This is a genomic window from Arthrobacter sp. MMS18-M83, from assembly GCF_026683955.1.
GTDB lineage: Bacteria > Actinomycetota > Actinomycetes > Actinomycetales > Micrococcaceae > Arthrobacter.
Genome location: NZ_CP113343.1, coordinates 4,977,088 through 4,998,786, shown reverse-complemented (window position 1 = coordinate 4,998,786; position 21,699 = coordinate 4,977,088). Strand labels below are relative to the sequence as shown.

Genomic DNA, 21,699 nt, shown 5'->3' with positions numbered 1-21,699 from the left:
CACGCCTGATTTCATCATGTACTTCTCTCTTAGCTGCGTCCATAGCCGCGAAACAACCGCCCGGTAGGAGAGGGCCCACGGTGGCTGTGCGACCGCGTAGTTGCCGATCGGGGATGATGACAATGGATGGGTCAAGAGACGCTGCCGGTGATCCGTCATTGACTGTCGGGCGCCGAGAACAACGCGGGGACCAACTGTTGAAAGGAAGTAGGATACTCGAGGTCCGCTGCGAGCGGCGAGGCGCCGGAGGCACGACGGTCCGAAAGAACCAAAGAGGGTGCAGGCGAGGCTGTAATTCGATACGTCCATGATGCCGCTGTGCAGCAGACTCCTTTGACGTTCGATCCAGGTCTATGTCCGCCACGCGTTTACCCCCACGGAAACGATGAAAAGCGTTGCTTGCCGCCGAGGAGCATATTTCCAAGTCTGCGCTCCTGCTCCAGGGGGCTGAGCTGGTCCTGCAGCGGCACGGCCGCCGCCGGGCCGGACTGGCTCGTATTGCTGCTTATGTTTTCGGGAGTTCCCTGTGTTTCCAAGGCCCGGAATGCGGTTCGAGTCCCACCTCGGGCACAATGTTTTCCCAGGTCAGGGGGCCTACTTGGCCACTGACTGTTGACAAAGCTTGACTTATCGAGGTTGTTTGGTGTAGAAATGCGCACCATAATTCGCGCCGACGATGCAATTCTCCAGAGGCTGCGGACTGTTGCTCCGAGCTTACCCAACCCGTTACTGGATGGATCCGTGTGGCGTCAGCTCTGATCTTGGTGGTTCACGTAAGAGACGCACCGTCCTTGGTTCTTGAACTGTGGATAGTCCGTCCAGCCATCTTTTTTACATTGATCCTTAGCTGTGGGCGAGAGGCCCTGCGATGTGAGGAAGGTTTCCGTGAAGAGATGGGCATAGAGCAGCGATGCGGACGCGGAACCGCGGTCCTGATAGGTGAACCCGCCGGTAGATATTTCAGTCGAATAGGTCAATGACGGTGCGTCGAATGCCCCAAAGCTGGGGCCGCCATGGGGTGAGGAATGGATGAAGCACCGAGCGAAACCTGCCGACCCCGGATCCAAGTCTTTTGTGCCGGTAACGGTCCCCTCGGGGCTGGTGATGGTGAACGTTGCATGGAAGGTCACTAGCGCCTCGGAGCCAGAGTTTGGGGTAGAGGCGACCGAGATGTCTTCGGTAAAAGTGCCCGGATAGGGACCGGCGGCGGTTCCGCTTGCATGCAGAGTGAATACGCCCGGTCCGACGGACTTGGGACAATTGATGCGGACAGTATCGAACCCCCCTTGTTCCCCACTGAAGATTTCCCCGGCCAAGGTAGGGGGCAGTGTACTGGCGCGCGCCGCGGGGGAACCTACCAGCAGACCCGCCAGAAGCAAACAGGAACCGAAAATCGGCATTTTCTTTTTCATGGTTTGCTCCAGTTTTTGATGGTCGCTTGATACTGCAGCGGGCTGGCCCGTCAGCGGCCGCGGCCTCGGCGGCGATCCCGCCGTTTCCTCGGGCATGGGCGCTGTCGGCAACAGTAGATCGGACGAGGCCCATGGTCACGAGTGGATACCACTTGTTCCCGTTGGCCACCGCTACCCAACGAGATATGTAGGGATGCTTCGTTCGTCCCAGCGACGCGCCGCCTTCATGCTGTCCCTTATGTGTGATTCTCAATAGGCTGGCACCAGGCGGTCAGGTTGATCACCCGGTGGGGAATATTGCATATGAAGTCTGTCCTAGAAATCAGTGCTGGGCCTCCGAGGCAAACGTGTTGCTCAAGGGGTTTCGGGGCGAGAACCCGCGGCGCCTCCCTCACATTTGCCTTGATGGTCTTTGTTGTATCCGATATCGGCGCGGCTCAGGCTGCACCCGCCTGCCGTGAAGAGACCGGTGATCCGCAGCAGTGTCAATTCGCGAATTCCCCCGCGACGGCCGCAGACAACACGCAGCCGAACCGTCCTGCGCCGTCCACTCCACCCGCTATCGTCCCCACGATTGTTCCAACCGACCCTGGCCCTGGCCCTGTACAACCGACCCCGACCTCGTCCACCCAGCCCCCTGCGGTTCCGGTCCCGGTGCAGCCTCTTGTCCCGGCGCGGCCTCTTGCGCCTGTCCCCGGGCCTCGGCCCGCCCGTTCCGCGCCAGTAACGGCTCCGCCCTCTGCCGATGACCCGCCATCGCCGGCCGATGCGACGACCGTGCCGCAACCGGAACCGTCGGCAACGACGACAGAGCCCGCCGATCGCACCTCCGGGCCTTCGCCGTCATCCCTGTCCGGAACGGTACCGCCAGCGACGCTTTCCCCTCTCCGGAGCACGCAGGTCGCGAATCCCGGGACGGACCAGACACTCCTATGGTGGGTTATCGGCGGCTCCAGCGGTGGCCTCGTCGCTCTCTTGGCAATGACCCGGTTCCGGCGCCCAAGATGAACGGCGTCAGGTCTCCCCGGCCCGTGCGGTGGCGCTCTGTGCGTGATTCGCCTGCCAGTTCGCGGGCCTGTGTGCTGCCTAGAACCCGACGGATGGTGGACGCGTACCACTTCCCATCGGCTCTCGTCGCAACACCATCAGCATTCAAATCGTCGGCAGTACGCGCCATAGACGACGCCGCTGCCCTTTCACTAAGCACACGCTCAACGGTGGCGGATGGTAACGAGCTACGGTGGCTCATATGCTTCCCCGTGGTGGCTTTGATCTTCGCCGCCGTCCCGCGTGCGCTCCGCTATCTTCTTGCGCTCCATCTCTGCGAAGGTGCATGTCACCTGCGCCATGGCCGCCCTGGTAATAGTGGAGGTATCAATGCCTAGGTCAAGGCAGATCAGCGCCCACCGCTGACGGCTCGCCGTTTCCAGCATCCCAGCGAAGTCAGCCACGCTGCGGCTGAGGCGGTCGAGTTTCGAAACTGCGAGCGCGGCGAAGGATCCCCTTCAAGTCTGCGAGCGCCGGGGCAGCACTGGCCGGTTCTTGAGACTCTTCGCCGAGGCCGGAAGTACTTGGAAAGGGCCATGGTCAATCCGTCGGTACAAGGGCACTCTTCAGCCAGTTCGCGGCAATCGGCCACACAGCCAGGGGGCGACCATCGGGCAGCTCATGCAACAGCTCCCGCCAACCATAGCCCGGTTCGCCGGCCTCACCCGTCAACTACAGTCGGCTGGAAGTGGCGCGGGTGTTGCTGTCAGCTATGCGGGGAATCACCCGTTCAGGGGCGCCTCAACGAGCTGCGTGTTCAGCCGGTTGGAGCTGCACCTGTCCGTTGTGACCAGATGAGAACGGGGATCAGCATCAGGGACAGGATCCCTCCTGCCAGGGACAGGATGGCGTAGCTGCTGCCTGCGACGACGACTCCGGACAGGGCGCCCCCGGTCGCGCCGGCGAGGGCGATGAGGACATCAATGGACCCTTGTGTTTTGGCGCGTGTTTCGAGCGGGGTGGCGTCGACGATGAGGGCGGTGCCGCTGATCAGGCCGAAGTTCCAGCCCAGTCCGAGAAGTGCCAGCGCGATCATCAGTTGCATCATTGACTGTGCCGGAGCTGTTGCCGCCACGATCCCGGCGGCAAGGAGGGTCAGTCCTGCGGCGATCGCCATCGGGACCCGGCCGAGTTTGTCGACGAGCATGCCGGTAACCAGCGAGGGCAGGTACATGAAGCCGATGTGGATGCCGATCACGATGCCGACTTCGGTGAGGCCGTGGCCGTGTGACTGCATGTGGACCGGGGTCATGGTCATGATCGCGACCATGGCCACCTGTGTCAGGACCATGACGGTGGTGCCGACGGTGACGCCGCGGCTGTTCACGGACGGTTCGGGCCGGGACTGCACGTCAGGAGCTACTGCCGCCGTCTGGTCCTGATTGGTGATCGCGGTTGCGAGCAGGAGGGGGTCGGGACGGAGCCAGAAGAACAGTACTATGCCCGCCAGGGTGTAGGCGGCGGCTGCGAGAAGGAATGGTCCTGCCAGGGCCGGAATCCCCAGGTTCGCTGCGAGGACCCCCATGGGTGTGACGAGATTCGGACCGGCGACGGCGCCCAGGGTCGTGGACACCATCGCCATGCTGACCGCGGTTGCCCGGCGCCTTGCCGGGGCGAGGTCCGTTCCGGCGTAGCGGGCCTGGAGATTGGTGGCCGTCCCGGACCCGTAGACGAGGAGGGCGATGAACAGCAGGATCACGTTGTTCGTGACCGCTGCGAGGACCACCCCGGCGGCTCCGATGCCGCCGGCTATGAAGCCCGCGGAAAGGCCGACGCGGCGGCCTCTCCGTTGTGAAATGCGTCCGACGAGAAGGGCTGCGCCGGCCGATCCGAGGGTGAACAGGGCTGAGGGCAGGCCCGCGAGCCCGGCGGTGCCGAGCATTTGCTGGGCCAGGAGCGCCCCGACGGTGACGCCGGCGGCGAGGCCGGCTCCGCCGAAGATTTGGGAAAAGATCACGACGACGAGCGTCCGGCGGTAGAGCGCATGCCGGCGTTCCGGTGAGAGGACGTAGGACCGGATCAGGCGCTCTGAGATCTGTTGCATCGCCGGGGGCCTACGCGGTGGCCGTCAGTTCAACGCTGCCGCCCGCCCGCCACTCAAGGACGCCTTCGTCCATGGCCCAGGCATCGATGCCTTTGTCGCGCATCAGGCGCGCGGCGTCCCGGGCCAGGAGGCAGAATCCACCCCGGCAATAGACAATGACACGACGATCCCGTGGTACTTCGTCCATCCGTGAGGCCAGCTCATCCAATGGGATGGACACAGCTCCCGGGTAGTGTCCGGCCAGGTATTCATGGGCTCGGCGGACGTCGAGCATGAACGCGTCGCGGGCTTCATCGATGGTGTGAATCAGGGGCACAACGTCACGGCTGCTGCCCGCCTCCGTTGAACTGTCGGCCGCGAACGGGGCAGGCAGGAATCGCGCCGCAACATCTTTCATGGACACGAACAACCCGGCCACTTCGGGTCCTGCAAGGCGGTAGTAGATCCGAACGCCGTCACGACGGGTGCGCACCAGGCCGGCGTTCTTCAGGACCTGCAGGTGGGAAGAGACGGTCGTAACGCCCATTCGTGACACGCGCGCCATATCGTCAACGGACTGCTCGGCCTGAGCCATCAACTCAAGAAGTTCAAGCCGGTTCCCATTGCCGATGGCCTTGCCGATGCGGGCCACGTGGCCGTAGGCATCCTGATTCATGGTTTACTCCAATATTCCAGCGATTACTGGAACAATATCAAAAGAGGGTGCCTGGATTAAGTCGCAGACAAGCGGGCCCCTTTTTGTCCCAGCGACGCCTTGGGCTAAGAGATGGTTTGGCTTGTTTGGCTGAGAAGATCCACCCCCCCAGAGGGGCCGACGATCAGCATCAACGGGACCGGGGTGTCAGTAAATGAGGCCCACACAAAGATTCTCCGGTGGCCGCCGCCTAACAGCCAGGACCGCGGACGCGTCCGGACACAGAGTCTTGGACCTGCCTCCGGCCTTGACCTTCCACCGCTGTGGAAGCTGCAGACTTTAGTTTTAGCCGCCGCCGCCGCAGGCTGGGGCGGCACTCGGGCGGCAACCCGTCCGGCCCGTCAGCTTCCTCGAGTGGTACAAGATGGCTAAGAGGCTCGGCGACTAAAACGCGCTCATCTGCGCCGCCCCGGGCCGATATGCCCATCTTCCGCGAGGTCAAGGTGTTGGGAGCGTCATTGGCAGGAGACGGTCCGGTTGTTGACGACCACTGTGCCGTTGGCGTTGACGGTGAGGGTGAATGCTGCGTGCATGGTCAGCGACTTGGACGGATCCGAGGTGCTCGTGCCGTTGAAGTTGAACGTGGCGTGCTGGACGGCGTTCTTGTTGTTGTCTTCACTTCCGAACCACTCCTGAACATGACCGGTCCATGAGGTCGAGGCGCCGTTCCACAGCGTGTGCAGGGTGACCGTTCCTTCTGTTGTCGTGGTGAACCAGGAGTCCCCTGCGTTGTTGACCGTCAGATGGGTGACCGAGTTGCCCGATCCTGTGTAGGAAGTGAAGCCTGGTCCGTCGCACGTTACCGGGATTGCATCGTTGATGGTACTGGTATGCGTGGTTGTCGTTGTGTTGGCCAGAGCCGGAGTGGCGGCACCGACGGCAAAGGTTGCTGCCAGGAGGGCCGAAGCGCTAAGCCCGGCCAGGGATGATTTCAACATTGCGTCCTGTCTTTCTGTTCTTTAGAGTGCGGACCCGGAACCAGTCAACGGGCAGTCGGCATCGCACAGGTGGAAGACTTCTGTCCTATGTCAAGGCTTGCGGATCCATGCAGGCGACTTGAAGACCGCGGTTCATATCGCCGTGTTCGTTCGGGACTGGGCCCTGACACCGGTGCATCCTGTTACGCGCCGCTCGATTCGCCCGGACTGCACCAAAGGATCAGCGCCCGGGACTTACGCCAGTGAGCATAATTCTTGCAATGTAGCCGTGGCACGAGTAGCGGATACTTGTTAATTTGCGCCTCAGGTGACTGGAGTGCACGACAGTCGTAGCTCGGTGCGACCTAACTGCCGCTGATCAATGAGCCCAAAGGAACCGTCTCAACCGGCTCAACAATGGGTGGCGGACTCCGGCGCGGTCCGCTCGACCTCTGTCATCCGCAGCAGCTAGGATCGCCAATCGAACAGTGGAAACACCGCCGCTCTGAGTCACCAGCCACAGGGTCACGGACGATGACGCCCTCGCCGGGAGTTGACCCTTCTCGTCGGCGGTGACTTCCAACCGATGGCCATCAGCAAATACTCGATGACCATGTACCGGAACTTCAACGCAAGGGCCGAAAGGCTGCCCGCCAACCACTGTGCCACCGTCCTGGCCCACGCGGAAGCTGTCCACGACGCCGGCACCATCAGCGGCGACGTGGTGCTGACCGGCCCAAGGGTCATTGACGGACCAGACCGGCCGATCGTGGACGCCAACAAGTCGTGGCTCATCCGCTTCGATAAGGAACAGTCCGAACCCGCCGGCGTCGGCGACTGAGACCAGACGCACCGGACGACAGAAAGGCCCCTGCCGCCCCTCGCTGGGAATTCAGCGGGACACGCCAGCTTGATCCCGTATGACATCGATACACGATTGCAAGCGCTTGCGAAGAAACTTTAAGGGGGTTACCCTGTTCACATGACCGTTTCCGTCCAGGCTGTCGCCGAGCGCGCCGGAGTCTCCATCTCCACGGTGTCCCGCGCGCTCCGGGGGGTCCCCGGTATCTCGGAGCCAACGCGCAAGCGTGTGCGAGATGCCGCTGTGGAGTTGGGGTATGTCGCGTCGCCGAGTGCGTCCCGCCTCGCAACGGGGCGCACGCGCACAGTCGCCGTCGTCGTCCCTCTTCTCACGAAGTGGTTCTTCGCCGAGGTCATTGCCGCCGCCGGGCGCGTGCTGAGCCGCGAAGGCTACGACGTTCTCCTGACCGAGCTGTCCACCGCGGAGCTGCGGGCCGACTTCTTCGCGAGCCCGCGCCTGCACGGGCGCTCCGATGGTGCGCTCGTCGTGGCCCTTCAACTCGGGCCCGAGGAGCTAGCGTCGCTCGAGGCGCAGGGGCAGGTCCTTTCGCTTGTCGGCTCGGAGCGCGCGGGCGCCTCCTCCGTCCAGGTGGAGGACCGCGTCGGCGGACGCGCCGCGACTCGCCATCTCATCAATCTCGGGCATGAGCGTATCGCCTTCGTCGGCCTGCGCGCCGGTCCCGGTTCGACCCTCGGCGGCGTGCCGCCGGCCGAGCGGCTCCTAGGCTACCGCGATGCACTGGCCGAGGCGGGCCTTCCCGCGCACCCGGGCCTCGAGCTCGTCGTAGAGAACACGGTTGACGCCGGTGCGGCTGCCATGGCCGAACTGCTCACCGCGGAGGAACCGCCGACGGCGCTCCTCGCGGCGTCGGACGAGATCGCCTTCGGGGCAATGGCCACGCTCCGCGGGGCCTCGCTCAACGTCCCGGACGATTTCTCCATCGTCGGCTACGACAACCACGAGTTCGCGGGCGTCGTTGGTCTCACAACGATGGACCACGGCGTCGCCGACCAAGGACGCCTCGCAGCCGAAGCGCTGGTTGCGGCCCTCGCGGGAGCCCCGGCCGCCGTCGGGCGCATCGGGCCCCGTCTCGTGGTGCGCGGCTCGACCGCGCCGCCCCGCCGCCTCCGGGCCGCCTCCCGCTGACCTTTCACAATCCACCCAAACCCATAAGGAATCCCCATGGAATACCGCAAGCTCGGAAACTCCGGCATGTACGTCAGCGAGATCGCGTACGGCAACTGGACCACGCACGGCGAACAGATCGACCAGGAAGCGGCCACGGCCTGCGTCCGGACAGCCCTGGACCTCGGGATCACGACCTTCGACACCGCCGACGCTTACGCGGGCACGCGCGCCGAGACCGCCCTCGGCGAGGCCCTCGACGGTGTCCGGCGTGAAGGACTCGAGATCTTCACCAAGGTCTACTTCCCGATCGGCCAGCCCGGCAAGAACGACAGAGGCCTCTCCCGTAAGCACATCATGGAGTCCATCAACGGCTCCCTGCGCCGCCTCCGGACCGACTACGTGGACCTGTACCAAGCACACCGCTACGACTACGAAACCCCGCTCGAAGAGACCATGCAAGCGTTCGCGGACATCGTGCGTGCCGGCAAGGCCCACTACATCGGCGTCTCCGAGTGGACCCCGGGGAGATCCGCAGGGGCGCCGCCCTCGCGAAGGAGCTCGGCATCCACCTCGTCTCGAACCAGCCCCAGTACAACATGCTCTGGCGCGTCATCGAGCCCGAAGTCGTTCCGCTGAGTGAAGAACTCGGCCTGAGCCAGATCGTCTGGTCCCCGCTCGCCCAGGGCGTCCTGACCGGCAAGTACGCCCCGGGGGCCGCGGCTCCCACGGCGTCACGCTTCACCTCTGACGGCGGCGAGTTCAAGACCGAGCACCACTACATGCGACGACCTGTGCTCGAGGCTGTTCAGGCCTTGCGCCCGCTCGCGGACCAGGCCGGCCTGTCAATGGCCGCGTTCGCCGTGGCCTGGGTCCTGCAGAACAGAAACGTCTCCGCAGCCATCGTCGGGGCCTCCCGGCCCGAGCAGCTCAAGGACAACGCGACCGCCGCCGGAGTCGTCCTCGACCCCGGGCTGCTCGCGAAAGCCGACGAGGTTCTCGGCGACCTCGTCGAGCGCGACCCGTCCAAGGTCGAGTCCTTCCTCAAACGCCCCTGAATCCACGCCCCGCATTGGCTGTTCCGTAACGCAGTTTGCCAAGCCCCAACGGCCGTTACGGAACAATGGATCGGCCTCCACCTCTTAAGGAATCCTTTGTGATCTTCATCGTCGTCAAATTCAAGACCAAGCCCGAGTACACCGGGCAATGGCCGGAGATCGTGGCCGACTTCACCGCCGCGACGCGTGCCGAGGAGGGCAACCTCTGGTTCGAGTGGTCACGCTCGCTCGATGACCCCTCCACGTACGTCCTGGTCGAAGCCTTCCGGGACGGCGCCGCCGAGGCGCACGTCAGCGCCCCACACTTCGCCGCGGGCCTCAAGGCGATGCGGCCCGCCCTCGCCGAGACCCCGAAGATCATCAGCCGCCAGCTCGACGGCGGTGGCTGGGACAGCATGGGCGAACTCCGGGTCGAAGCGGTCGGGGCAGGGCGGTGAAGCAGCGTACCATCGGCGGCGTTCCCGTCGGCGCTGTCGGTCTGGGTGCCATGCCCATGTCGATCGAGGGCCGTCCGGAGGAGCGCCGTTCGATCCAGACCATCCAAACGGCAGTCGACGCCGGTGTGACGCTCATCGACACCGCGGACGCCTACCACCTCGCCGCGCAGGACGAGATCGGACACAACGAAGGACTCATCGCGAAGGCGCTGCGCCAGTACGGCGGGGACACGTCCCACGTGATCGTCGCGACGAGGGGCGGGCACCTCCGGCCCGCGCAGGGTCCGTGGGCGCAGAACGGCGACCCGGCCTACCTCAAGCGGGCCGCGAAGGAGTCGGCCAAGCGCCTGGGCGTTGAGGCAATCGACCTGTACCAGTTCCACCGGCCAGACCCCACGGTTCCGTACGCCGACTCCGTCGGGGCCCTCGCGGAGCTGCTCGACGAGGGCATCATCCGCATGGCAGGCATCTCGAACGCCAATATGCAGCAGATCCGGGAGGCGAACGACCTGCTCGGCGACCGCCTCGTCTCGGTGCAAAACCAGTTCTCGCCGAGATTCCGGTCCAGCGAAGGCGAGCTCGGGCTCTGCCATGACCTGGGGATTGCCTTCCTTCCGTGGAGCCCGTTGGGCGGGATCGCCGAGGCGTCGCAGCTCGGATCGAAGTACGAGGCCTTCACTCTCGTGGCGCGTGAGCACGCGGTCTCGCCTCAGGTCGTGGCCCTCGCGTGGGAGATGGCGAAGAGCGAGGTCGTGATCCCCATTCCGGGCGCCTCGCGTCCTGAATCGATCCTCGACTCCGTGACGGCCGCGACGCTCCCGCTCAGCCCCGAGGACATCGCACTGCTCGACTCCGCGCAGCAACCGGTCGCCTGAGCGGCGGCCTCGCGTCGGATCCAGTTATGGCTGATCTGCCGGCAGGACTGGCCAAAACGGGCGAGAAGGGGCCCCGGCACGCTACGAAACCCCCGGCTTTGGTTCGGGTGGTTCCTTCCGTGCCAGGGCAATCTGATCGCATGACCTGGACAATCAAAAGGGGCGGAATGGACTCGCTCAAGCGGGTGCCGGATGCCACACGAGTCTGAGCGGCCAGGACAGCGATCGACGGCCATGTGGATTCCGGCGTAGAAGACGGCATGAGCGTCACCGTCCTGGTAAACGAAGCCAGTCACGGGTCATTGGCTGCCCGCAGTGGCGCCGTTGTAGTCGGTTCCGGCTATTTTCCGGCGAGTTCCGGTGGCCGGTGGCGGAGGGTTTTGGTGATGGAGAGTTTGCCAGAGTACTGGATTGATCCGTAGCGGAAGAGGTGGACGGCCAGGCGCAGGACGAGGATGCCGAGGATGAAGAGTTCCGCGATGACAATGATCGCCTCCGGGGGGCTGAGCGTCCCGAAGCCGTTGCGGAGCATGGCGGTCACCGGGGCCGAGAGCGGGAAGTAGGTGAAGGCCTGGACGGTGGGGGAGTGCGGGTCGCTGAGGATGAGGCTGATCGCGTAGAACGGGACGAAGATCAGGGCCATGAGCGGGCCGAAGATGACCCCGGCTTCCTTGGCGGTGGGCATGATTGCGCCGATGGCGACGAGGACGGCCGTGAACAGGGTGAATCCGCCCAGCATGAGCAGGGCCCCGGTGATCAGCGGCCCGGGTTCGAAGACCAGGGAGCTCAGATCGATGTAGGGCAAGGCGAGCCGGTCGCGGAAGAACGTGTAGCCGATGACGATCGGTGCAAGGAACACTCCGATCTGGACGAGCCCGACGAGGAACAGCGAGATGATTTTCCCGATGATGAGGGTCGTAGGGTTCAGGGTGGTGAGGATCATCTCGGTGACCCGGTTTTCCTTCTCTTCCAGGGTGCTGTTGAGCATCTGGCTGGAGAGCAGGATGAGGCTGACGTAGAAGACGAGCAGGAACGCCAGCGGCGGGATGGCCGTGCCGAGGCCGCCGGAGACCTGCCCGTTGCGGAACGTCTGGGTGTCGACGGTGATTTGGCCGCCGACGGCGGCGCTTAGTTCCGGGGAACCGATTTTGGATTGTGCCGAGAGGGTGAGGAGCTGCTTGGCGACGGCTTCGTAGGTGGTGTTTGCGAAGATGCCCTTGTCGGCGCCGTAGACCTTCACGGGTTCCTTGGCGGGGTTCGCCGGGTAGGCGAAGTAGGCGTCGATGCGGCCGGCTTTCACCTCGTCCAAGGCGGTGCCCGGGTCGGTGGCTTTCGTGCCCCCCATGGCCGTGGCGGCCTTGTCGGGGATGATCCCGGACGCATCCGTGTAGGTGAAGGTGAGGGCGGCGTTCTTCTGCGCCTGGGCGGTGGCGCGGGTGGAGGAGTTGCTGGCGAAGACCAGGCCGAAGATGATGGCCATGACCACGGGGATCGCGAGGGTGGCGATCCAGAAGCGTCGTTTCTTGATCGTTCGAGTGAACTCGAAACTGACAACGGTCCCGAGGTTGTGCCGGCCCAGGAACGAAGACCGGGTGGATGTTGTGGTCATCAGGCCACCGCCGTTTCTTTGGCGCCGTAGACGCGGATGAAGATTTCCTCCAGGGAGACCCGCTCGGGGGTGAAGCTGCGGACGGCGACGCCGGCGTTGATGAGCTCCCGCAGCACCATGGTTTCGTCGGCTCCGCGCTGCGGGGTCAGGTCGGCGCTGCCCTCGCCGCCGGCCGTGATCTCGTACAGTTCCGATGACGGGAGGACGCCGGAATAGCCGATCCGGTAGAGGGTGCCGCCGAATTGTTCCTGGACCTCCGAGACGGTGCCGTATGCCCTTGAGGCTCCGTCCTTGAGCAGGATCACCCGGTCGCAGAGACGTTCCACTTCTTCCATTTGGTGGGTGACCATGATGACGGTGGAGCCAGCGAGTTTCTGCCCTTCAATGATGTCCATCAGCAGCCGCCGGTTCACCGGGTCAAAGCCCTTGGTGGGTTCGTCCAGGATCAGCAGTTCGGGGTCGTTCATGATGGTCACGCCCAGCTGGATCTTCTGTTGTTCCCCGGCGGAAAGCTTGTCCAGCCGGGTTCCGGCTTTGTCTGCCAGTTCCACCCGCTCCAGGTACTCCAGGGACCAGGTGCGGGCCTGGGCTTTGCCGAGGCCTTTGAGGCGGCCGAAGTAGGCCATGACGTCCAGGACCTGTTCCTTCTTGTAGAGCCCGCGTTCCTCCGGAAGGTAGCCGAGCCGGACGCCGTCGCGGGGGTCGAAGGTCTTCCCGCCGATGTGCAGGGTCCCGGCCGTGGGCTGATAGATGCCCAGCAGCGCCCGCAGGGTCGTGGTCTTGCCCGAGCCGTTGCTGCCCAGGAACCCGAACGTCTCCCCGGCCCGGACGTCGAAGGACAGGTCCTTGATGACCTGCGTGTCCCCGAAATCCATCCTGAAGTCTTTGATGTGCACCAACGGCTCAACAGCCGCACCCCCCGCAGTCATGCAAACACCCTATATAAGTTCTTGGGAGTTTCGCGTCACGATTCGGTTCGAACCCATACTGTTCCAGTAGGAAGACGTATGTCGACGAGCAGATAGAGGTCCCGGTTTCCTGCATGGACGAAGGGATCTTGATATGCCTACTGCACACACACTAAGCGTGGCCGAGCGCCGCTGTCTTGGCGAACTACCGGGCCCTTGGCTACCGGCGGATGATCTACACCAACACGGTCATCGTCCGGTCACCCAAGAGTTGGCAGCAGGCCGTGGGGGATGAATCACGAATCACCGCTGTTCTGCTGACCGCCTCAGACGAGGCCGGTTCTGCCAGCCTGCGCGGGCGCATCAAGGGCAACGACTTGCAGGACCATCTCGACCGTAGCAACGCGGCAGTCATGGAACTCGAACTGCTCACGCCCGACTGGGTGCACCGGACCCACCAAACGATCTCAACGTCCAGGACATCGCGGCTGACCTTCTGCGGCTCACCGGATGGACCGCCAGTTTGCCCAGCTAGGACACTGCTATCAGAACCACGGGTGAGCGGTCTCGGGCCTATCATCCTCCTGAAGGGCAGGGGTAATCTGGACGGACTTTCAAATTCAGGATATGCCTAGCAGGAAGGCGGTGTTTGCGAGCGTGAGCCTCAAGGATGAGTGGGATCGGCTCGATTCCGAGACCCGAACTTGGCTTCTGGAAAATCCGGCATGTCTGGTTCTACCCTCTGCTATCTCGGCTAAGTTCAGCAGGGGCGCACCCAAGGACACCGAGCGTGACCCGCACGGGCAGGTTGTCCTCTCCCCGGAAGACCACGATTTTGTCCGGGAGAAAGCAGAAGCCGCAGGAAAACCAATCCGGTTCCCCACGAGGGAATACCGATTCTTCGATACGGCACCGTTGCCTGTGATCCGGAAAGTAGCGCCTGAAAAGTGACATAGCTTCGATGAAGCCGTCTGGGCGGAGACGAGGCGGTTCTAGATGCGCAAATCTGGAGCTGCGAGGGAGCTTTTGTTGTTCCAGACCTCGTAACTGAGCACGTACCCGTGAACTGAGACGCCTTTCCGGGACCGCCACGTCGAACTCATGCCTGGGCGGGGCAGAACCTGTTCCGCCCGCGGCACGGGACTGCGGCCAGTAACCCACAACGTTCCCGTTCCCAAGTTTCGCCTCTGACTGAGCGAGCCATGAATGCTGCTACTGCTCATGCTGGATCCGATCGCTGGTGCACGCGCGAAGGCACCCCCGGCGTCGCGACGCTGGGGGTGCCTTCGTATCAGGGGAGTTGGACTGCTGCTTTGTGTCCGGTGCGCTAGCAACATTTACGCGGTAGCACCACTTGGCTGTCGCGTCGTAGTAAGGTCCTCGACGGCTTTCTGCATGTGCCGCTTTATGGCTTGTTGAAGTCCGCTCCGGTCGCGCGCCTCAAGAAGGTCCAAGATGTTTTGGTGTTCCTGAACGAGCACATCTATGCGGGGATATGCGACTTCCAGGCTGAGGATACACATGCGGGACTCCGCGGTGAGTGTCTCGTAAATCCGGATCAGTCGCGTGTTCCCACTGCCTGAAACGAAAGCGGTGTGGAATTGCATGTCGATCCTGGCGATCGCCTGCCAGTCCGACGCCGCAACCTGCTTCGCCATGTTCTTGATGATGCCCTTGAGCTCTCGGCAGGTATCCGTGACCTGGTCCGGACTAGAGTCGAGGAGAGTGTTGGCGGCGGCCAGTTCCACCGCCTCGCGTACGGCGTAGATCTCTTTGATGTCTTCGGTTGAAAGCTCCAGCACGAAAACGCCGCGATTACGCTTGCACACCAGGATGCCTTCCTGGCACAGGCGCTGCAGAGCTTCCCTGAGGGGTCCCCTTGACGTGTTGAGCTGACTCGCCAAGGCAGATTCGTTCACCTGCTGACCGGGGCTGAAAGCCCCTTGGACGATGAGCTCGCGGAGTTGGTCAGCGATCAGCTGCGCCGTGGGCCGGCCCTCCAATATGAACATTCCCTCCGGTGCCGCCATTGACATCCCCTCATTTCATACTTTGCCAAATTGAATCTATTAGACCGCTATTGCGGTGTATTTGTATTCCAGGAATTCTTCGATCCGATCTTTCCGCCTTCACGTCCCAGGCCCGACTGCTTGACACCTCCGAAAGGAGCGGCTGGATTGGACACGACGCCGGTGTTAAGCCCTACCATTCCCACTTCCAGCTCCGCTGAGAACCGCATCGCTTCCCTGTGGGGTCTCCTGATCCCGATCCGCCGCGAATTCCAGCAGCACATCAACCTCCGTCCGGTGAAAACGCTCGACGGCGTGAAGTCACCCCTTGCGTCCAAGGAACCGATCGATATCCTCATTGTTCGTGAAAACAACGAGGGGGAGTACTCGGAGGTTGGCGGCCGGACCTATCGCGGGCTGCCGCATGAAACTGCGGTCCAGGAAACCATTTTCACCCGCCTGGGAGTATCACGGGCCGCGCACTATGCGGCATCGCTCGCATCCTCCCGGAAGGGCCGACTGACCTCGGCAACCAAGAGCAACGGCATTGTCCACACTATGCCCTTCTGGGACGAGGTGGTGGAAGAAACAGCCCGCCTCTACCCCGACGTGACGCTCACCAGCGAACTTGTGGACGCGTTGGCCGCGCACCTGGTCCTGAGGCCCTGGACCTTTGACGTGATCGTTGCTTCCAACCTGCTGGGGGACATTCTCTCGGACCTGGGTAGCTCCGTCACCGGCTCCATCGGTGTAGCCCCGAGTGCCAACCTCAATCCCGAAGGTGACTTCCCGTCCCTCTTCGAACCCGTCCACGGATCAGCCCCGGACATTGCAGGCAAAGGCCTGGCTAACCTCGTGGGCCAGATGTGGTCGGGGGCCATGATGCTTCAGCACCTCGGGCACCCGGAAGCTGCCGAGCACCTCCAATTGGCCTTCGAGTCTGTCCTCCGGGAGGGGCTTGGCACACGCGACGTCGGTGGACCGTCCTCGACGTCCGAATTCACCGCCGCTGTCCTGGCCGCGATTGACGTCATCGACGCCGTTGGCGCGATGGACGCCACCACGGAAAACAATCCGGCGTCATCGTGACGGTTCCGGAACGCAGGCGGCCTGTCGTCGCAGTCCTGTACCGGGAAACTTTGCCGCCCCGGCTGGGGGAGATCGAAGAACTGGCCGAAGTGCGCTTGACGACCGCCGATGGACTGGCAAACGCGCTGGACGGCGCGGACGTGTTGTACCAGTGGCATTCGTTCTCACCTGCCTTGAAGAAGAACTGGGCTGCAGCCTCGTCGCTGAGGTGGGTTCATGTCTCGGCGGCCGGTGTGAGCCAGCGTCTCTTCGATGAACTGATCCAAAGCGACGTTGTGTACACGAACTCCCGGGGTGTGCTCAGCCGGGCCATCGCCGAATTTGCCCTTGGTTTCGTCCTGGATTTGGCCAAGGATGCGCAGCGTTCATTCCGGTTCCAGCAGCAACAACGGTGGCAGCACCGGGTCACCCGAAAGATTCAGGGCCAGAGCGTGCTGGTAGTGGGCACTGGCTCCATCGGACGCGAAACCGCGCGACTGTTCCGTGCCGTGGGCATGGCGGTCAGCGGTGCCGGACGCACAGTCCGATCGCATGACGACGACTTTGATGTGATCTACTCCTCCGCGGACCTGGCCAATGTGGTGCACGACTTCGACTATCTTCTGCTCGCGGCTCCGCTGACCGCGGAGACCAGGGGGCTGGTGAACGTCGACGTGCTTGCATCCATGAAACCGTCGGCGCACCTGATCAATGTCGGCCGCGGCGAACGTGTTCACACCGGAGCCCTGACCGAAGCGTTGGCCTCCGGTTCCATTGCCGGTGCCGCCCTCGATGTCGTGCACCCGGAGCCGTTACCTGGGGGACACCCACTTTGGAGTATGGAGAACGTCATCATCACCCCTCACCTGAGCGGTGACGCTGAAAACTATCTCGACGACCTCAGCAAGCTGTTCTTGGAGAATCTGGGACGGTTCGTCAAAAGCGAACCATTGTTGAACGTGGTCGACAAGACCCTCGGATTTGTCCCCGCTTCCTGACCCCGAGTACGGCAGCTTGATTTGGGACCGGTTTTGCAGGTTGTTCCGGGCCACCTTCACGGCTCGCCTGTTGATGAATCGCAGTTTTAGTTGAGGCCACCCCACCATTGGGTTCATCAGAGTGCGCCTCGCGGAGACATTACGGGAGGAAACAGGTGGCGCCACTCTATGGCGGTTACCGCTTCCGGGTAGTCGGCACTCAAGACGGGCGGCATCGGCCGGTTCTAGCTTGGGTTCACTGACTGTGCTTCGGCAATGCGCCCAGGAAGGGTCTCCTCATGGTTTGGACCGGGTCTCTGCGCACTCCCTTGTCCCGTTTCAGCGCACTGGGCTGTAACTGGCGGTGGCGGCGGTGATTACCGTCGCGGTTTTGCCGCTCGTCGCCGGGCCGGTGTTTGGCGGTGTGGATCTGTCCTCATGGCATCGGTACATGCCGGTCGCGTTGGCCGGGACCATCGTTTGGGGTCTGTGGCTCTACCGTGTCATCCTGTCACGTCGCGCCCGGCCGATCATCAGTAATTTCTCCGCTTCTACTTCGGTGATCGTTCCCTCCTTCCATGAAGACCCGGACATACTAATGCGCTGTCTGGAGACGTGGTTGGCCCAGAATCCGACCGAAATCATCATCGTGCTGGACATCAAGGACCTCGAGGCGTACCACCGGATCACGGCATTGGAGAACCCCGTGGTCCGTCCGGTGCTGTTTCGTCACGCCGGTAAACGTTCGGCGCTGGGGTGCGGCGTCCGCGCTGCCGCCTGTGACCTGCTGATTTTCGTCGATTCGGACACCTTCTGGGAGCCGGGCCTGCTGGCCGCCGTCCAGATGCCCTTCGAAGACCCTTGGGTCGGCGGGGTGGGAACCCAACAGAACGTGTACGAGAGCGAGTCCAACGTCTGGCGCCGAATCGCCGACTGGCTGGTCGACCTGCGCTACTTCGACTATGTTCCGGCGATGGGACGCGCGGGCGCCGTCGCCTGCCTGTCCGGAAGGACCGCCGCGTACCGACGCTCGGTCGTCCTGCCGCTTCTTCCACATCTGGAGGACGAGTTCTTCCTGGGCCGGCGTTGCATTTCCGGTGATGACGGCAGGCTTACCTGGCTGGTCCTGGCCTCTGGTTACAAGACGGTCCACCAGTCCTCGGCCCGGGCGCTCTCGATGTTCCCCAATACCCTGCGCGGATTCATGAAACAGCGGGTGCGGTGGAGCCGGAATTCCTACCGCTGTTACCTGACCGCGATGTACAAGGGCTGGCTGTGGCAGGTGCCGTTCGTTACAAAAATCACTGTTCTGCAGATCCTCCTGACACCGGTGACCATGGGCGTTTCGATGACGTATTTGCTGTGGGGCCGTCTGGAGCTGACACCGGTCGGCATCATCCTGGCGCTGGCCTGGGTTCTGCTTGGCCGAGGGATCCGCGGTCTTTCCCATCTGCGCCGGCATCCCCGGGACTTGCTGCTTCTTCCACTGCTGACCTTGGTCGTGATCGCCGTAGCACTGCCGGTGAAAGCATACGCGTTCCTGACAATGAACAAACAAGGATGGCTGACGCGCCAAGACAACCTGTCCGGAGGCGAAGGCCAGACCGCCGCCACTCTCACCGCCATGGACAAGCAATAATGGGCGGCCTCCATGCGGCATCCCTTGGCATGCTGGCGCTCTCGCTGACCCATCTTTCGATACCGGCTACGGCAGCCGGAATTACCGGAGAACCCGCACCGTTGTCCTCGTCCGTCGCCCCGGCAACGGTGGTGACACCTTCCGATACCGCAACGGGAACGCGAAGCTACCCGGGGGACGCCCGCAACGAGCCCCTCCTGGTCGGGGCCGAAGACCAGCGGTTGATCCGGGTCCGGGCGGCCGCCGTCGCCGCCCGAATGAGAGGAGAGAAGCTCGTATCCCCATACGAGGTGGCAATCGGGAGCTCCCGAACATTGGTCCTCACGGCCAGGCCGGCTCCTTACACTGTCCAGGATCTGGCCGGGCTCGCGCCGGAGACCTTCGTGCATGAACCCGACGGTACTTACCTGCTCAGCGAGAACGTCATGGTCCAAGCCGGTGCCGATCTGGCTCTTGATGCCCCGGGCGGCTTGAACCTTCACTTGGCGAGTGCTCCTTCGGGTTTCGTCTCGATTGTCAATGATGGCGGGAAGCTGGAAATCACCGGCACCGCAGACGCGCCGGCCCGGGTCGGCAGCTGGGATCCCGTGAAGGGTGCTCCCGACAGCGTCACCTCCGACGGACGCGCCTACCTGCGCTCAATCGGGGGCATGACAACGATCGCGGGGGCACACATCGAATCTCTCGGCTTCTGGTCCGGACGCACCGGAGGCCTCGCCTTGACCGGTACCGATCGGCCCACCACGACATCTTCGCTCGTGGCACGACCCCCCAAAGTTCCAGGATCGAAACCCCCCGTCGCACCGGCCCCGGAAAGTGTCCGGAAGCTGGCGGCCGACCCCGGGCCGCTTCCAGACAATTTCGCCAGCGGCTCCATCCAAGACACCACGATCACGGGGAATGCCTATGGAATCTTCACCTCAAAGAGCCGGGGGATGGAGGTCCGGAACGTTACGGTCCAGAACAGCCTCGTGGACGGTGTTGTCCTGCACCGGTTCGTGACAGGCGCGCGCATCATCGACACCGCTGCATCTCACAACGCCGGCAACGGCTTCGTTCTCGCCCGGGCCACGGCCGGGATCACCCTGACCGGGGCCACAGCAGACTTCAACGGGCGCAGCGGCATCCTCATCAAGGGAATCCCCCTGGCCGAGGGACCGTCAGCCGGCGGGGACCCGGGGACGTCCTCGTCCGATCAGACAGTGTCCGGCAGTCACACGGGCGGCAACCTCCGGTACGGCATTGAGGTCACGGGTGGCCGGAAGATCGGCCTTCATGCCAACACCATCGCCGGCAACGATCGAGGCATCGACATCTCCAGATCAGCAGCCTTTGTCACGATCGCTGGGAACCGGTTCGAAAACCAGAAGACCCGGTCCGTTTCCGTCGTCGACGGCGCCCCGGACACCCTGATCGCCGGCAACAACATTACCGGCGGAACTACGGGAATCTATCTGCGAAATAGCCCCGGTCAGGTTACCCGGAACACCATGACCGGGCTGACTCTTCACGGAATCACCATCAATGGCAGTTCTCCCGTCCAGTTGCACGGAAACACCATCGGCGGTTCCGGGCCCAGCGCCCTGAATCTGCGCGATAGCCATAGCAGTGTCGTCCGGTCCGGGAACGACACTCAGGGATGGGTCAAGACGGAACCGTTCTGGGCCAGGGTCGCGAACTTCTTCCAACCCTTGACGGTCATCTGGACGTTGCTGGCGTTCATCCTGATCCTGACAGCCTTCAAGGGTCGGCGCGGTCGCCGGAAAATCGTGCATCCGTACGCGTCCCAGGCTCCGCTGGCCACCTTTACCGCCTCACACGTTCGTGGTCCCCAGGAAGGGCCCCGCACCTATGCCGGGGAGCCAGACGAGCCCGGTCCGTCAAGGTCACGAAGATGAGCCCCCCACGAGGCCGGACCCGACTGGCGGCCTGGGGCCTGGCCGGAGCCATGATCATCGCGTTCCTCCTCGTCGGCCTGCTCTCGATGTCGCTGCGCCACCCCGTGTTCACGTACCGTTCGGGGGCCGGCCCGACGCCGGACGGGCAGTCCGCCTTCCCCTCTTCGGGTGTGACGACGTCGGCGGCTGCCGGCGACCCCACCGCCTCGGCGGAGCAAGAACCAGGGGCCGCGCCGATGAGCGCCGCTGCGCTCAGCGCCCGCGCCGGCCAGGGTCCGGTCCCGGCATCCACGGCCCAGGACTGCCCCGGCGCCACAACTACTGTGCGGAACAAAGACCAGCTGTCCGCTGCCCTCGGGGGGGCCAACCCCGGTGACGTCATTTCCGTGGCAGACGGCATCTACACCGGGAACTTCACGGCCGACCGCCCCGGCACCTTGGAGCGTCGGATTTTCCTGTGCGGGGGACCGGGCGCGGTTCTGGACGGCGGTAACACGGACACAGGGTACGTTCTGCACCTGGATCATGCGGACTATTGGGTCATTTCGGGACTGACCATACGCAACGGCCAGAAAGGCATCGTGACCGATACCGTCAAAGGCGCCGTGCTGCAACAACTCACTGTCACAGGCGTCGGCCAGGAAGGCATCCATCTGCGTCGAAACAGCACCGGCAACCTTCTGCTCGCCAACACCGTGAACAACACAGGCAGAGTCACCCCTGAATATGGCGAAGGCATCTATGTCGGCACCGCCGTTGGCAACTGGTGCGCCCTCACAGGCTGCCGACCCGATGAAAGCAACTTCAACGTGATCGCCCGGAACTCCATCAGCGAGACCACCGCCGAGAATATCGACATCAAGGAAGGCACCATTGGCGGCGTCATCTCCGGCAACACTTTCAGCGGCAGCGCCATGACCGCTGCGGACGCCTGGGTCAACGTCAAAGGCAACGCATGGACCATCGAAGGCAACACCGGTGCGGAGAGTCCTCGTGACGGTTTCCAGACCCACAACATCCTCCTCGGTTGGGGGGATCACAACCTTTTCCGTAATAACACCGCCACGATCACCGGCCGGGGGCAGCAATCGCGTCCACGCCTCCGATGAACAACACCGTC

General features: G+C 63.4%; 19 protein-coding genes and 2 pseudogenes. 11 read left to right on the top strand and 10 right to left on the bottom strand.

The genetic code is table 11. The annotated features are described in order from the left end of the window. Positions 1-749: 749 nt before the first annotated feature. From OW521_RS23570 to OW521_RS23550, 6 genes are all read right to left on the bottom strand, one after another. Positions 750-1,412: a hypothetical protein gene (locus tag OW521_RS23570; protein ID WP_268021868.1), complete on the bottom strand. Its 663-nt coding sequence runs from the start codon at positions 1,410-1,412 to the stop codon at positions 750-752. A 940-nt stretch (positions 1,413-2,352) separates the two neighbouring features. Next, the gene (locus OW521_RS24490) at positions 2,353-2,589 is read right to left on the bottom strand and encodes a hypothetical protein (RefSeq protein WP_442781196.1); all 237 of its coding nucleotides are present in this window, start codon (positions 2,587-2,589) and stop codon (positions 2,353-2,355) included. Positions 2,590-2,647: 58 nt separating this feature from the next. Further along, complete coding sequence (locus OW521_RS23565; protein WP_268021867.1) at positions 2,648-2,863, bottom strand: recombinase family protein; 216 nt, start codon at positions 2,861-2,863, stop codon at positions 2,648-2,650. 353 nt (positions 2,864-3,216) lie between these two features. After that, entirely contained in the window at positions 3,217-4,503 is a 1,287-nt protein-coding gene (locus OW521_RS23560) for an MFS transporter (protein ID WP_268021866.1), read from the bottom strand. 10 nt (positions 4,504-4,513) lie between these two features. Further along, a complete protein-coding gene (locus tag OW521_RS23555) occupies positions 4,514-5,158 on the bottom strand; it encodes a metalloregulator ArsR/SmtB family transcription factor (protein WP_268021865.1) in 645 nt (214 codons plus the stop codon). A 494-nt stretch (positions 5,159-5,652) separates the two neighbouring features. Next, positions 5,653-6,135: a hypothetical protein gene (locus tag OW521_RS23550; RefSeq protein ID WP_268021864.1), complete on the bottom strand. Its 483-nt coding sequence runs from the start codon at positions 6,133-6,135 to the stop codon at positions 5,653-5,655. A gap of 565 nt (positions 6,136-6,700) precedes the next feature. Here OW521_RS23550 and OW521_RS23545 point away from each other — a divergent pair. The 5 genes and pseudogenes from OW521_RS23545 (at position 6,701) to OW521_RS23525 (ending at position 10,471) form a co-directional block, all read left to right on the top strand. Then, positions 6,701-6,955, top strand: coding sequence for a hypothetical protein (locus OW521_RS23545; RefSeq protein ID WP_268021863.1), 255 nt, complete (start codon positions 6,701-6,703; stop codon positions 6,953-6,955). A 141-nt stretch (positions 6,956-7,096) separates the two neighbouring features. Continuing rightward, a complete protein-coding gene (locus OW521_RS23540; RefSeq protein WP_268021862.1) occupies positions 7,097-8,122 on the top strand; it encodes a LacI family DNA-binding transcriptional regulator in 1,026 nt (341 codons plus the stop codon). Positions 8,123-8,158: 36 nt separating this feature from the next. Next, positions 8,159-9,159, top strand: a pseudogene (locus OW521_RS23535) (aldo/keto reductase family protein). Positions 9,160-9,257: 98 nt separating this feature from the next. Continuing rightward, positions 9,258-9,596 (top strand): putative quinol monooxygenase, encoded by a 339-nt coding sequence (locus OW521_RS23530; protein ID WP_268021861.1) that lies wholly within the window; start codon positions 9,258-9,260, stop codon positions 9,594-9,596. Beyond that, positions 9,593-10,471 carry an aldo/keto reductase gene (locus OW521_RS23525; protein ID WP_268021860.1) on the top strand — a complete coding sequence of 293 codons (879 nt, stop codon included), beginning with the start codon at positions 9,593-9,595 and terminating at the stop codon, positions 10,469-10,471. Before OW521_RS23530 ends, OW521_RS23525 begins: the two co-directional genes overlap by 4 nt. 340 nt (positions 10,472-10,811) lie before the next feature. Here the strand turns inward: OW521_RS23525 and OW521_RS23520 are convergent, their stop codons facing one another. Further along, on the bottom strand, positions 10,812-12,080 hold the full coding sequence (locus OW521_RS23520) for an ABC transporter permease (protein ID WP_268021859.1): 1,269 nt from the start codon (positions 12,078-12,080) through the stop codon (positions 10,812-10,814). After that, positions 12,080-13,009, bottom strand: a complete 930-nt coding sequence (locus OW521_RS23515; protein ID WP_268021858.1) for an ABC transporter ATP-binding protein — start codon at positions 13,007-13,009, stop codon at positions 12,080-12,082. Before OW521_RS23515 ends, OW521_RS23520 begins: the two co-directional genes overlap by 1 nt. Before the next feature lie 176 nt (positions 13,010-13,185). Here OW521_RS23515 and OW521_RS23510 point away from each other — a divergent pair, with 176 nt between their 5' ends. Beyond that, a complete protein-coding gene (locus OW521_RS23510) occupies positions 13,186-13,623 on the top strand; it encodes a hypothetical protein (RefSeq protein ID WP_268021857.1) in 438 nt (145 codons plus the stop codon). Positions 13,624-14,325: 702 nt separating this feature from the next. Here OW521_RS23510 and OW521_RS23505 read toward each other — a convergent pair. Continuing rightward, a complete protein-coding gene (locus tag OW521_RS23505; RefSeq protein ID WP_268021856.1) occupies positions 14,326-15,024 on the bottom strand; it encodes a GntR family transcriptional regulator in 699 nt (232 codons plus the stop codon). 33 nt (positions 15,025-15,057) lie between these two features. After that, positions 15,058-15,230: pseudogene (locus OW521_RS23500) on the bottom strand (aldehyde dehydrogenase family protein); the annotation flags it as partial. On the opposite strand from OW521_RS23500, the gene OW521_RS23495 reads away from it, so the two are divergent. The 5 genes from OW521_RS23495 to OW521_RS23475 all read left to right on the top strand — a co-directional run bounded on the left by OW521_RS23495 (position 15,181) and on the right by OW521_RS23475 (position 21,688). Then, positions 15,181-16,086 (top strand): isocitrate/isopropylmalate family dehydrogenase, encoded by a 906-nt coding sequence (locus OW521_RS23495; protein WP_268021855.1) that lies wholly within the window; start codon positions 15,181-15,183, stop codon positions 16,084-16,086. The pseudogene OW521_RS23500 and the gene OW521_RS23495 sit on opposite strands and share 50 nt — an antisense overlap. Then, entirely contained in the window at positions 16,083-17,063 is a 981-nt protein-coding gene (locus OW521_RS23490) for a D-2-hydroxyacid dehydrogenase (protein ID WP_268021854.1), read from the top strand. The genes OW521_RS23495 and OW521_RS23490 overlap by 4 nt, the downstream gene beginning before the upstream one ends. A gap of 352 nt (positions 17,064-17,415) precedes the next feature. Further along, the gene (locus tag OW521_RS23485; protein WP_268021853.1) at positions 17,416-18,681 is read left to right on the top strand and encodes a glycosyltransferase; all 1,266 of its coding nucleotides are present in this window, start codon (positions 17,416-17,418) and stop codon (positions 18,679-18,681) included. Next, positions 18,681-20,579, top strand: a complete 1,899-nt coding sequence (locus OW521_RS23480) for a right-handed parallel beta-helix repeat-containing protein (RefSeq protein WP_268021852.1) — start codon at positions 18,681-18,683, stop codon at positions 20,577-20,579. The genes OW521_RS23485 and OW521_RS23480 overlap by 1 nt, the downstream gene beginning before the upstream one ends. Then, the gene (locus tag OW521_RS23475; RefSeq protein WP_268021851.1) at positions 20,576-21,688 is read left to right on the top strand and encodes a right-handed parallel beta-helix repeat-containing protein; all 1,113 of its coding nucleotides are present in this window, start codon (positions 20,576-20,578) and stop codon (positions 21,686-21,688) included. The genes OW521_RS23480 and OW521_RS23475 overlap by 4 nt, the downstream gene beginning before the upstream one ends. Positions 21,689-21,699: the final 11 nt, after the last annotated feature.